This window comes from Candidatus Pantoea floridensis (genome assembly GCF_900215435.1).
In the GTDB taxonomy this organism is placed as follows: domain Bacteria; phylum Pseudomonadota; class Gammaproteobacteria; order Enterobacterales; family Enterobacteriaceae; genus Pantoea; species Pantoea floridensis.
This window is the reverse complement of the sequence record NZ_OCMY01000001.1, coordinates 3,713,829-3,726,223: the sequence shown is the minus strand read 5'-3', so window position 1 is coordinate 3,726,223 and position 12,395 is coordinate 3,713,829. Positions and strand designations below refer to the sequence as shown.

At 54.0% G+C, this 12,395-nt stretch carries 10 protein-coding genes; all 10 read right to left on the bottom strand.

Translation table 11 applies throughout. The features are described from left to right. Nucleotides 1–150: 150 nt before the first annotated feature. The 10 genes from CRO19_RS17405 to CRO19_RS17360 all read right to left on the bottom strand — a co-directional run bounded on the left by CRO19_RS17405 (nucleotide 151) and on the right by CRO19_RS17360 (nucleotide 12,241). On the bottom strand, nucleotides 151–1,137 hold the full coding sequence (locus CRO19_RS17405; protein ID WP_097096960.1) for a D-cysteine desulfhydrase: 987 nt from the start codon (nucleotides 1,135–1,137) through the stop codon (nucleotides 151–153). Nucleotides 1,138–1,263: 126 nt separating this feature from the next. After that, entirely contained in the window at nucleotides 1,264–1,767 is a 504-nt protein-coding gene (gene fliZ / locus CRO19_RS17400; RefSeq protein ID WP_007891377.1) for a flagella biosynthesis regulatory protein FliZ, read from the bottom strand. A 51-nt stretch (nucleotides 1,768–1,818) separates the two neighbouring features. After that, nucleotides 1,819–2,541, bottom strand: coding sequence for an RNA polymerase sigma factor FliA (locus CRO19_RS17395; RefSeq protein ID WP_097096959.1), 723 nt, complete (start codon nucleotides 2,539–2,541; stop codon nucleotides 1,819–1,821). A gap of 143 nt (nucleotides 2,542–2,684) precedes the next feature. Further along, a complete protein-coding gene (locus tag CRO19_RS17390; RefSeq protein WP_097096958.1) occupies nucleotides 2,685–3,653 on the bottom strand; it encodes an HNH endonuclease signature motif containing protein in 969 nt (322 codons plus the stop codon). A 294-nt stretch (nucleotides 3,654–3,947) separates the two neighbouring features. Further along, a complete protein-coding gene (gene fliB, locus CRO19_RS17385) occupies nucleotides 3,948–5,150 on the bottom strand; it encodes a flagellin lysine-N-methylase (protein WP_097096957.1) in 1,203 nt (400 codons plus the stop codon). A gap of 181 nt (nucleotides 5,151–5,331) precedes the next feature. Then, nucleotides 5,332–6,723 carry a hexose-6-phosphate:phosphate antiporter UhpT gene (uhpT, locus tag CRO19_RS17380; protein WP_097096956.1) on the bottom strand — a complete coding sequence of 464 codons (1,392 nt, stop codon included), beginning with the start codon at nucleotides 6,721–6,723 and terminating at the stop codon, nucleotides 5,332–5,334. 137 nt (nucleotides 6,724–6,860) lie between these two features. Then, complete coding sequence (locus CRO19_RS17375) at nucleotides 6,861–8,189, bottom strand: MFS transporter family glucose-6-phosphate receptor UhpC (RefSeq protein ID WP_141400272.1); 1,329 nt, start codon at nucleotides 8,187–8,189, stop codon at nucleotides 6,861–6,863. 12 nt (nucleotides 8,190–8,201) lie between these two features. Continuing rightward, nucleotides 8,202–9,698 (bottom strand): signal transduction histidine-protein kinase/phosphatase UhpB, encoded by a 1,497-nt coding sequence (gene uhpB / locus CRO19_RS17370; RefSeq protein ID WP_097096954.1) that lies wholly within the window; start codon nucleotides 9,696–9,698, stop codon nucleotides 8,202–8,204. Then, entirely contained in the window at nucleotides 9,698–10,288 is a 591-nt protein-coding gene (gene uhpA / locus CRO19_RS17365) for a response regulator transcription factor UhpA (RefSeq protein WP_097096953.1), read from the bottom strand. Before uhpA ends, uhpB begins: the two co-directional genes overlap by 1 nt. Nucleotides 10,289–10,564: 276 nt before the next feature. Then, the gene (locus tag CRO19_RS17360) at nucleotides 10,565–12,241 is read right to left on the bottom strand and encodes a FliC/FljB family flagellin (RefSeq protein WP_097096952.1); all 1,677 of its coding nucleotides are present in this window, start codon (nucleotides 12,239–12,241) and stop codon (nucleotides 10,565–10,567) included. Between the last annotated feature and the right edge of the window lie 154 nt (nucleotides 12,242–12,395).

The window sequence follows — 12,395 nt, the reverse complement described above, 5'->3', positions numbered from 1 at the left end:
ATTTATTGTGATGTGTTGTGTGCTTTGTTGGTGAATCGGTCGCCATGAATGGCGACCCTACGAAAACCGAGCCAATCCGTTGTAGGGTCGCCATTCATGGCGACCGTTTCTTAATAACCGCCGGATTATAAACCGTTTTTAAAATCTTTCTCAGACCGAAGGGTGATAAGCAAATAACGCTGGCGATCCGCCGGTATGCACAAACAACAACGGGCCTTCGCGGCGGAAGCGGTTTTGTGCAATGCCATCAATTAATCCTGCCATCGCTTTGCCGGTGTAAACCGGATCGAGCATGATGCCTTCGAGGCGCGCCAGCAGCTTAACCGCCGCCATACCCTCTTCGTTCGGCTCGCCGTAACGCGGCGCGAAGTAGTCATCCCACAGGGTAATCGGCGCTTTCGCCTGCACGGCTAACTGCTCGGCCAGTGCGCTACGTATGCGCTCAACCACCGGCAGCTGCGCCTCAGCGCTGCGCGATACGGTCACGCCCACCAGTTCGGTATCCGGTAACAGCTGCTCCAAACCAATGGCCAGCCCGGCATGCGTTCCGGCGCTGCCGGATGCGACTATTACCGCGGCGAAATCCACCACGCCTTCGCTCTGATGGGCGATCTCTTGCGCGCATTCCACATAGCCAAGCGCGCCGAGCGCATTGGAGCCGCCAACCGGCACAATATAAGGGCGGAATCCCTGCGCCTCGAGGCGTTCGGCCTGTTCTGCCAGCTGTTGATGAGGATTGTGCAGCGCGTCGACCATGACGATTTCCACATCCATCAAATCGAGCAGCAGGCGGTTGCCGTTACTGAGATAGTTTTCGGCAGTGGTACCAATTGGATTCTCCAGCAGCGCCACGCACTTGAGGCCCAGCTTAGCGGCGACGGCCGCCGTTTGCCGCACATGATTGGATTGAATGGCCCCCGCCGTCAGCAGCACATCGGCGCCTTCGCGCAGCGCATCGGCCGCCAGGAATTCGAGCTTACGCAGCTTGTTGCCGCCCAGCGCCACCGGCGTAAAGTCATCGCGCTTGATGAAGATATCGCGACCCAGATAATCAGAAAGCCGGGGCAAATGCTCAAGCGGCGTAGGCGCACCGAGTAATTCAAGACGGGGGAACTGGTGCAGAAGATGTAAGGACAATGCAGCCTCCAGGCAATGTGCAATTATCCATACAGTGTTGCAGAAGATGAGAAAAGTCGCACCCGGAAATCATCGTGCGTGCCCTTGTTGCTGTCATGCTCGACAACAACAAGGGGCGGATCGCCATCAGCCCTGCTGCCAGCCTAAAAACTGGTCATATTTACGCAGTGCAATGCGGTAATTGTTGTTACCCGCATCGGGCAGATCGTTCTCCAGACATTCATGCCAGCTATTACCGCGCAAACGATCTGCCGGGAAGTTTTTCGCCTTCAGCATGTCATCAAGCCGACGCAAACGCACCACATACTCACGTATGGTACTGTGGCTCATCTCGGTCTGCTCGAACAGGTATTGCTTAAACGCCATAATGTCGAAGTAATTCGGATGGGTGTTACAAAAAATATCGCTACAGAAACGACACAAGGCGGTCAATTCTGGCTGGAGTTTCATCCACACCTGATCGTCAATCATTTGGTCCATGCGTGCGATGGCCTCTTTATTGATGATCTGGCCGCGAAAGACTAACGCCATACGGTCTAAAACTTTGCCACAGTGTGAACAATTGCTTTGGCTGTGCTTATAGTCTTTAAGATAGCGACTTAAAGGTCTGGCTTTAACTTTGGCTCCCATTGCTGAGTCCCCGGTTTTATTGTTTTTTTCGAACGCCAGGAACTGAGTCTGTTAGCGCGCCCCCGATAATCGGGCACGCAGGCGTTTGATCGCCTGACTGTGCAGTTGACTGACGCGGGATTCTCCCACTTCCAGCACCGCGCCAATCTCCTTCAGGTTCAGTTCTTCCTGGTAGTACAGTGTGAGCACGAGTTTTTCACGTTCAGGCAACGCCTCAATCGCTTCAATTACGCGGTCACGTAGGTTTCCTTCCATTAACTGATGAAGCGGGTTGGCTTCCTCGTGCCCCTCCGTCACCAGCTCCGCACTGTCGCCGTGTTCTTCCCGATACTCGTCGTAGGAGAAGAGTTGGCTGTTGTTGGTATCGAGCAGAATCTGCCGATACTCCTCCAGCGAAACATTCAGTCGCTCAGCCACTTCCTGCTCGGTAGCCGAGCGCCCCAACGCTTGTTCTACCTGATGCATGGCACCGGCTACTTCGCGCGCATTTCTGCGCACGCTGCGTGGCGCCCAGTCGCGACTGCGCAGCTCATCCAGCATTGCACCCCGGATACGCTGCACGGCGTAGGTGGTAAAGGCGGTGCCCTGTAGCGCGTCGTAGCGCTCCACGGCATTCAATAAGCCAATGCCACCGGCCTGCAGCAGATCGTCAAGCTCAACGCTGGCTGGCAAACGTACCTGCAAGCGCAACGCTTCATGCCGCACCAGAGGAACGTAGCGCTGCCAGAGCGAATGCTTATCCATCACGCCATCGGCGGTATAGAGATCGTTCACGTTGACTACCCTGCGTTAATAAAGTTATCGGCATGATTATCCAATTCTGTAGGGGTTTTGATTGGCAGAATAGGCGGGCAAAAGCGAGGTTATTTCAAATTTGTTATGGATGGCGGTGAATCGCTCCGCCATCCGCGCAAGCCTTAGCGCATGTTACGCAGCCGCTGCCGCGTGCCCGGCGGCACCGCGTCCCATAATGCGCAAACCTTGCCCTCAAGTGCCTGATAAAAAGGGGTAATGAACGCTTCAGTTTCCAGCGCTGGATTAAACAACACCTGCCCGGTTTCCGCGTTGATGCTTATCATTTTGTTGATAAATAGCCGCTGCAGGTCACTGCGCAGGAACAATCCGTTGTCGGCGCTGTTGTCCGCGAGAAAACCCTCTTCGTTCTCTTGCGTATCAATATGGCAGGCTTCTACCCACGGCCAGCTGTGCCGCTCAGTCAGGCGCGTACCGGTAATGATGCAGGCGCCGTAACGCGCTTTGACCGCCGAGGTGAACTCCGCCTGGCTGGCGCGCTGGAACACTTTAGCCTTCACGCGTCGCCCCACTTCGGTGCCCGGCATCACGCCACTCGGCACTTTCTGCTGTGGCGTACTCAGCACCACCACGAACTGAATTTTGCGCGACAGCGGAAAACACGGGTGTGCTTGCGCATCAAACAGCTGCCAATACTCCTCTTCTTCGGTTTGGCGCATCAGCACCAGCTTATAGCCGCGGCTATTGAGCAGGTTTTGCGCCGCTGCGGAGTTGGGATCGAGCATGGCAAACACCTGGGTTTCGCCCACCACCTTCCAGCGCCCCTCCTTACGGCTTTCCTCGTTACGCCGGAAGTAGAGAAACGCCTGCTGACTTTTCAAATAGTGTTCGAAGCGACGCAGATAATTTTTGCGCTCGTTATCGTCTGAGACGAACAGCAGATCCTCCATCGGACTGTTAATCTCTTCCTGCGCGAACACCGCGCGGATCACCAAATTGCGAAAACTGGTCGACGGGCTCAGCAAGCCGCGCGCGGTAAGTTCTTTCTCGTCTGGATGCTGCTGCGTGTAGCGCAGGGCAATCTCTTCGAAGGTCAGTAGCTCACCCGGTAACAAGTCATAATTGAAGCGCATAGACACCCCAGAAACGGAAAAAATGTGGCGAAAAAATGGAAATGATTCTGAGGGGGATTATCGGCAGAAGTGAGGCGGACTGTAACACAATGGTTACTTTTCTAAGGTTGCAAGCGTTAAAGCACCAGCGGCTCCATCGTGCCGCTTGCCATAAATGGCGTAATGCTCGTCAGTTAAGCGTGAATCGGTCACCATGAATGGTGACCCTACGTGGATATCGCCGGGTTTTCGTAGGGTGCGCATTCATGCGCACCTGGAATAAAAGCGTGATGTTTAACGCCCCTGGTACAAGCATTACTTCAATAAATAAACCAGCGAAAGATCATCATTCACTTTGGTATGTTCGATCTCTTGCAGGAATGCTGCGGTTGAGATTTGATCGTGCTTGGTTACCGCATGGAAGCTGTAGAGGATATTGATCATGTCGTTTTCATCAATCTTGCCGGTCAAATCTGCACTGGCTGCCATCAGCGACTTAATCAGGAACCATTCCGCCACCAGCAGGTAAAGATTCGCCAGCGGCGTGATGGTGCGATCGGCGGGAAAACCATCGGTGTAGATGCGGTACTTTAGATAATTACTCATGATATGCGGATGCGCGGAGAGCCATGGCATTACCTTCTCATGCCACGCGCAACGTAATCTCTGCATTGGCTGCAGCATATCGTTTTGTTTCAAGCCTTCACTCTGAATATAAGCCAGCCGATGAGCATAATGATTCAGTGCGCCCCAACCGCGAGAAGTGGGTCGCGCGCCCAGATAGCCCTGTAAGCGCACCAGTAATGACCACTGTAGCTGATGGTCAGGCTCAATTTCATTGATGCTATTTTTAATATCACCACGCTGAAGAGAGGCAATGATATCGTAATAATACGCTTCTAATTTTTCATATTTCTCTGCGTCATCATCGAGTTTTTCCAGATAAAGGAACAGTAGCGCAATGCCATATAATCCCTCTTCAACCTCTGTTCCACTGCTATTGATGATGGTGGAGCACATCAAATTAATCAGCTGCGCGCCCTGATCCAGGCTATCCGTATTATAGCCATGAGGCTTCACGATTTTGCTTTCATTAAAGAGCATGGCTTCTGGTCCCGAAAGCAGCTGACGTACGGCTTCCGGACAGGACAAGGTCAGGCTCTTCTGAATATGGTATTTGAAGATGTTCTCGGCGCGCGGATAGATGGCGCAGGTAGGGCTTAATGCTGCAGCCCCCATGCTACTGTGGATGCTACACAGGCGATTTTCATCCATAAACGCGCAGCTCTTATTATCACTGACGTTAATCAAGCCCCACTTTTTATAACTTTTTTTGGTGGTGATAATATTTTCTGCCGCAATAGCACGAATCGTGGCATCCCGGGTTTTCAAATAGCGATTAACGGTAGGTTTATCCAGATCGATATTCCATCCTTTGCAGCAGTGGTCGCGGCACGCTCCACCCGAGCATTTAAACTGCGTAAAAAAAACGGGTTCGACGATGGAAATCTCTTTCATAACCAATCCTGCTGAAATTCAGACAATCTGAAAATTAAAATGGCGGCTAGCATAGCAATATTCAGGCGTATTCAATTTTGTCAAAAGCTGACAAGGCTATTGGCTATCCTGACAATAAAAAACCCCGCCAAAGCGGGGTTTCACACAGAACAGCGGTTTGCACTGTTTTTCACGTCGTTCGTTATGCCGCCTTTAACTGTTGCAGGCGCTTTTCACGGCGAATTTTACGCTCTTCGAATACGGCTACCAGCGCCATCAGGGCGATACAGCCGATTGCGGCCGCATCAAGCGCGGCAAAGGTTCCGGCCCAACCGGTCAAACCAAAAATTGGCGTGCCATCGGCGATCATCCCTAAGCCTAGCTTTGCGAAGCTATCACCAATCAGGTAAGCAAAGGTGCCTTTGATGCCATCGGCAGCGCCAATGGCTTTTTTCGGCACGAAGCCGACGGCGGCAACGCCAATAAGCAGCTGCGGACCAAACACCAGGAAACCAAGGGCAAACAGCGAAGCCAGATAGACGTACTGATTGCTGGCATGTTGATAAATACCGAGCGTGGCAATAATCAACGCCAACGCCACACATGCCACCAGCGCACGACGACCATTCGCCAGATCCGATAACCAGCCCCACAGCAGCGTGCCGACTAACGCGCCGACTTCAAACAGCGTGAAGCCCTGAATCGCCACCTCTTTCGACAGTTTTAACTCCTGATAGGCATATACCGTCGACCACTGATCGATACCAATACGCACCACATACAGGAAGATGTTGGCGAAACACAGCAGCCAAATCACTTTGTTCTTCAGCACGTACTCGACAAAAATCTGCCATTTGGTCATGGCCTGATCTTCGGTTTCTTTATCCTCTTCGCTGATCTCTTCACCAAACAGCTCTTCGGCTTTACCGAGCCCATAAGATTCTGGTGAATCACTGCCATAGCGCAGACCGATAAAGCCCACCACCAAAGCGATGATAGAGGGGAAAACGAACATGCCGACAACGTGGCCATCAAACAGATAGTTAGCACCAAACAGCGCCACGCCCGCAGCCCCCGCACCGCCCAGATTATGCGAAATATTCCACATTCCCAGATAACTGCCGCGCTTACGGCGTGGCGTCCATTTGGTGATGGTGGAGTAGCTACACGAGCCGCCGGTACTTTGGAAAAAGCCGCTAAGGGCATAAAACGCAATCATCAGGAAAAGGCTGACCGAACCCGCGCCCATGCTGGCGCTGAAGCCCAGCATGCAGATTGCCGAAAGGATCAGCATAAATGGCAGGAACTGCTTGGTATTTTTGCCATCGGCGTAGTAGGAAACCAGCGTTTTACCCACGCCGTAGGTGATGGAGAAACCCAGCCCAATCATCCCCAGCTGGGTCATACTCAGACCGTAGGTGGTGATCATGTCGTTTTGCGCAATGTTGAAGTTTTTGCGGATCAGATACATGGTCAGGTAGCCGATAAAGACCACCAGATAGGACTGCATAAAGGGTTTGAACCACATCTTGCGCCGCTCTTCGAGCGACAGATTCAGGGTCGGCTTGCGCACCTGATTTAAGAAAGCCAGCATGGAGTGCTCCTGATTAATGACCTGCGTAATGGCAGGCATTGTAAAAATCAGCAGCGGTTTCGGCCTGCGACAACCGCCCGGCAGAACCGGGAAAATTTCTTAGTTTTGGCGATGTGAACGTAAAAAGCGGGGATACATCACACTTCTTCGCGATGGCGCGGGGTTTGAGCATGTAAAAAAGGCAGCAGCAGCAAGGCCGAAATGCCCGCCGCACAGGCGATAACCGCGAAGAAACCGCTCCAGTGCCACACATCAATCACGCGCGCCAGCGGCCACCCGGAGAGCGACGCGCCCAGATAGGCAAACAGGCCCACAAAGCCGGTCGCCGCACCCGCAGCATCTTTGTGCGAGCACTCCGCCGCCGCCATGCCAATTAACATCTGTGGACCAAACACAAAAAAGCCGATGGTAAAGAAGCACGCCGCCTGCATCACATAGCTGGCAAACGGCATCAGCCAGAGCGATCCCACTGACAATAAAATCCCGGCGGCAAAGATCAGGTTCATTGGCCCACGATTGCCGTTAAATAATTTGTCCGATCCCCATCCCGCCACTAACGCACCGCCGAAGCCACCCAGCTCAAACATGGTAACCGCCGAGTTGGCCGTCACCAAATTAACGCCCAGCGTCTCAGACATGTAGAGATTGCCCCAGTCGTTGATAGCGGCACGCACCACGTAAACCAGCACGTAGCACAGCGATAGCAGCCAGATGTAGGGATTCAGCAATACATATTTGGTGAGGATCGCTTTGTGGCTCAGCCCTGCGCCCTCCTGTTGCTGCGCGATCTCCAGCGCATCGTGGCGCCAGTCGCCTACCGCAGGCAAACCCACCGTTTGCGGACGGTCACGCAGACGCCAGCAGAGAAAAATCCCGGCCACGATCGCCAATCCGCCGGCAATCATCATGCCCGCACGCCAGCCATAGTGCAGTGCGGCGGCACCGACAATCATCGGGATTAGCGCCCCACCGACGTTTTGCGCCGTATTCCACAGCGCCCACCAGCCGCCGCGCTCGGTGCGAGAAAACCAGCTGGTGAGCAGGCGCGCACAAACCGGCGATCCCCACCCCTGAAAAAAGGCATTCAGTACCCATAGCAGCGCGAACGCCCACAGCGAAGTGGAGAAACCGAACAGGATGTTCACCACGCCGGTGGCGATCAGCCCCATCCCCATGAAGTAGCGCGCATTGGAGCGGTCGCTGACGATGCCGGAGAAAAACTTCGAGAGACCATAGGTGATGTAAAACAGCGTCGCTAACAGGCCGATATCGGTACGCGTCATCACACCTGCTGCCAGAATTTCCGGCGATGCCGCGTTAAAACTCTTACGGGTGAAATAGAACAGCGCGTAGCCGAGCCAGATAGTGATCATGATATGGCGACGCCAGTAGCGATAACGCGCATCAATCGCCGCCTTATCCTGCAGCGGTGCAGCGCTGGCCGGCGCGTTGAGAAATCTGAATATCATCTTTTGTTGTCATCCATTGCGCAGCGGTAACGTGACGCTGACGCGCGTACCGTGGGTGCAGGAGATCCTCAGCGTGCCGCCCAAGGCCGAAACCCGTTCGCGCATCCCGGCGAGGCCAAAGCCTTGCTGCGGCGATCCCTGAGGCAATCCGCAGCCATCGTCTTCGATCACCAGCATGAGCCCTTCGTCCAGCAACGCGCCCTGCAGCGTCACCGCGCGGGCGCTGGCATGTTTAACCACGTTATTGAGCCCTTCCTGGCAGACACGAAACAGCGTGACGCGTTGCGCTTCGCTCAGTCGCCGTTCGTCAATGTGCCAGTCCAGATGACTAATAATGCCGTGCCCGTCCAGCTCCATTTCCCGCATCAGCGAGCGGATAGCCTGCTCCAGCGAGAGGTCGTCCAACTGGCGTGGACGCAAGCGTCCTAGCAGGCGACGCACCGAGTCATAAATGCCCAGCGACAGCTGTTCGATCAGCATGCCGCTCTGCTTTACGCCACTCTCCGGGCTGATACGCTGCATGATCCCGGCCTGAGTGCGAATGGCGGTGATGGTTTGACCGATATCATCGTGCAGCTCGCGCGCCACTTCGCGACGTACGCTCTCTTCGGTCTCGAGTAAGCGTTCCGTCAGGCGGCGATTGCGTGCCAGCTCGGTTTGCAGCGACTGATTGAGTTCACGCAGCCGCTGGATCCCCGCGCCCAGCAGCAGCCCGGTGAGGCTTTGCGCCAGCAGAGAGAGCAGCAGATCAACCGCGTGATCGTGCCAGGTTTGGCTGGCGATCAGCGCAATCGCATTCATCAACGTGGCGATCAGTGCGCCCTGCCAGCCGTAATGCCACGCCAGTGCGATAATCGGCAGCGCCAGGCAGAACGGCGTGAAGCGTGATAATTCATCGGGAAGCCCCAACTGCAACCACAAGCTGACGATAAACAGCAGCACATAACCAAACAGATGACGCACGCGCCAGTTAACCGGTTGTCCGACCAGCGAAGGGCCGAGCGGCTGCCAGCGCGTGCTGGTGAGATAGTGCCAGATAACCAAACAGGTCGGCGCAATAGTCAGCGCGCCAGTCAGCGTGAGCAGCACGACGTTCAGCGCCGCTGGCTGCGCGATCCACGGCAATGCCTGCAGCAGCGCTGCGCACACCATCGCACCGCCCTGCCACAGCAGCGTGTGCCAGTCGCGCTGATGGCGATAGCGGGAGATCAACGCCACCGGCAGCAGCGTCAATAGGCTACCGAGCATCAGCAGTGGAAGATGCGCCAGCGCCACTTCGCGGGAGAGCCAATACAGCTGCAACCACTCCGCAGCCAGCAGCACCGGCCAGTAGGCGCGTGGGCACTGCAACATCAACCCCAGACGCAAACCAAACGGAAACAACAATACCGCCAGTTCGGGACGATCGGCCAGGTGCAGGCTGATACTCCACAGGCAAAACCAAGCGGCGGAGAAGATACAAAAACTGGCGATGACGGCAATCAGCCGCGAAAAAAGTGGCTGCATTACCAGCCATCAAACATGCGGCGCGCCAGCTCAACATCATTACTGACGTCAAGTTTTTCCAGCAAATTGGCGCGGTGAACGTGAACAGTTTTTGGCGACAGGCCCAGTTCGGCGGCGATCTCTTTCACCGCCAACCCTTGCGCCAGTTTCTCGGCCACCTGACGCTCACGCTTAGTGAGCGGATCCTGACGGGCGGAGGCAAGTTTCAGGGCGATATCGGGCGTTAAATAGCAGCCCCCTTTAGCCACGGTATGCACCGCGGCGATCAGCTCATCGGGGCTGCAGCGTTTAGAGAGAAAGCCGCGCGCGCCGGCATTGAGCGCTTGCTCCACCAGCGCCGGACTGTCATGCACCGACAGCATGATGGTCGCCATGCCTTTTGGCAGCTGGCTTAACAGCTCCAGCCCTGAGATATCCGGCATCGAGATATCGCAAATGCACACCTGCACGCCGCGCCCCGGCAGCTGATTGAGGGCTTCGCGCCCGGAACCGCACTCGGCGACAACCTGAAAATCCGGCTCCAGCCCGAGCAACTGAGCAAAACCAGAACGGACAATCATGTGGTCGTCGATGAGCGCAATGGTGGTCATGGGGTTTCCTGGCGGCGAAAAAACGCGCTTACCTTAGCGATAAGCCGGGGAAGCTTCAAGCGGATTGCGTGGCAGAGTTAAGTTTGTGCAATGACGTATCGGTCGCCATAAATGGCGCCCCTACGCGGTTCTGTAGGGGCGCCATTTATGGTGACCGGCTTGTATCACTTGCAGTATTTACCAGCGAATTATGAGCAATTACCTGCATGTTCATAATATGCAGGTATAAAAAAACCCCGCCGAAGCGGGGTTTGATAAGCAAGGAGCTTAGCGCGATTAGCCCTGCAGCAGAGACAGAACCTGCTGTGGAACCTGGTTAGCTTTAGCCAACACTGAGTTACCCGCCTGCTGGATGATCTGTGCTTTAGACATGTTTGAAACTTCAGTTGCGTAGTCAGCATCCTGAATACGAGACTGTGCTTCAGACAGGTTAGTGGTGGTGTTGTTCAGGTTAGTTACCGCTGAATCCAGACGGTTCTGAATCGCACCCAGGCTTGAACGGAACTTATCGATGCTGCTGATAGCTGAGTCCAGAGCGGCCAGTGGATCGGTTGTTGCTGTACCTGCGCTGGTGGTGTCAGTGGTCAGTTTGCCGGTAGAGCTAACGTATGCAGTTGCACCTACATTAGCTGCATATTTACCAGTGCCAGTACCGCCAGAAACAGTTACTGAACCTGTATCTGCATCAACTTTATACTTGGTATTGAAAGATGCAGTGGTAGTCAATGCACCGTCGTTATCTGTGTAAGTATCAGTAGAAGTACCTGCAGTGAAGGTCGCAGTGTAGTTCAAGGCTTCTGAATTAAACTTGATAGTCACATCGGTTGGTGTTGCATCAGCTTTAACGTCAGCCAGCAGCGCATCAGATGAAACAGAATCTTTGTAAGTTACGCCATTGCCGCCGCTTGCGAAGTTGTAAGTTTTGTTATCAAAGCTAACGGTTGCTGCAGTAGCACCTGTATCCGCTTTAGAGAACAAATCAGACATGGTCGCCGCAGTTGCACCAGTAACGTTGTTGGTGGTCAGTGCGCCATCGGTAGTGATGTATGCTGCTGCGCCGCCGATGGTGATATTGCCTGATGCATCAGTATCGAAGTTAACTTTGCCGGTTGAAGAGGTGTAAGTCCCTGATTTAGTTTGACCTGCGTCAGCTTTCAAGCTTGCGCCAAGTGCAGTGGTATCGGCACCAGTAGCAACAGTTACAGTGGTAGAGAAGTTTTTGTTGGCAGCATCGTAAGTATAAGTACCTGCGTTAGCACCAGTAGCCAAAGTCACTGTGTCGCCGTCTTTCAGTTTAGCGAAGGCAGAATCAGCAGTTAATTTGTCGAAATCAGTAGTAACGGTGTATTCACCAGCAGCCAAGGTGCCGTTTGCTGCGGTCAGGTCGCTTACAGTTGCCGCTTTGTTAGCAATTGAACCCGTACCATTCACGTTGAAACCGTTCAGGCCCAGAGTCTTAGAGTCAATCTGCTTCAGGTCGATGTTGATGGTCTGGCCATCATTTGCGCCAACCTGAATTTTCAGGGTGCCGTCTTTAGACAGTACGTTCACGCCGTTGAACTGAGTCTGACCTGATACGCGGTCAATTTCGTCCAGACGTGATTTGATTTCGTCCTGAATTGAGTCCAGGTCAGACTGGCTGTTGGTGCCGTTCTGAGACTGTACGGTCAGTTCACGAACACGCTGTAAGTTGTTGTTGATTTCTGACAGTGCGCCTTCAGTGGTCTGCGCTGCAGAGATACCGTCGTTGGCGTTACGCGCCGCCTGAGTCAGGCCGGTGATGTTAGACTGGAAGCGGTTGGCAATCGCCTGACCTGCTGCATCGTCTTTTGCGCTGTTAATACGCAGACCAGATGACAGACGCTCGATAGAGGTAGAGAGCGCAGACTGGTTTTTGTTGATGTTGTTCTGTGTGATCAGCGAGAGGCTGTTGGTATTAATGACTTGGGCCATGATAAATATTCCTGTTAATCAAGTCTTTCGGTTAAGGTGTGGGCTTCAACCCGCCGGCTTCAGCGCCGTCAAAGTTGTTATCGTCTGCCCTTAAACAACCTTTAGATTTTTTTTAGTACCAGGTGAAAAATTTTCCCTTCAACCTGTCACGCTT

Excerpts from the sequence above, each read along its gene's own strand:
- fliZ (WP_007891377.1), bottom strand. The coding sequence starts at position 1,767 with ATGGGAGCCAAAGTTAAAGCCAGACCTTTAAGTCGCTATCTTAAAGAC.
- CRO19_RS17390 (WP_097096958.1), bottom strand. The coding sequence starts at position 3,653 with ATGCGCTTCAATTATGACTTGTTACCGGGTGAGCTACTGACCTTCGAA.
- fliB (WP_097096957.1), bottom strand. The coding sequence starts at position 5,150 with ATGAAAGAGATTTCCATCGTCGAACCCGTTTTTTTTACGCAGTTTAAA.
- uhpA (WP_097096953.1), bottom strand. The coding sequence starts at position 10,288 with ATGACCACCATTGCGCTCATCGACGACCACATGATTGTCCGTTCTGGT.
- uhpB (WP_097096954.1), bottom strand. The coding sequence starts at position 9,698 with ATGCAGCCACTTTTTTCGCGGCTGATTGCCGTCATCGCCAGTTTTTGT.
- uhpT (WP_097096956.1), bottom strand. The coding sequence starts at position 6,723 with ATGCTGGCTTTCTTAAATCAGGTGCGCAAGCCGACCCTGAATCTGTCG.
- CRO19_RS17360 (WP_097096952.1), bottom strand. The coding sequence starts at position 12,241 with ATGGCCCAAGTCATTAATACCAACAGCCTCTCGCTGATCACACAGAAC.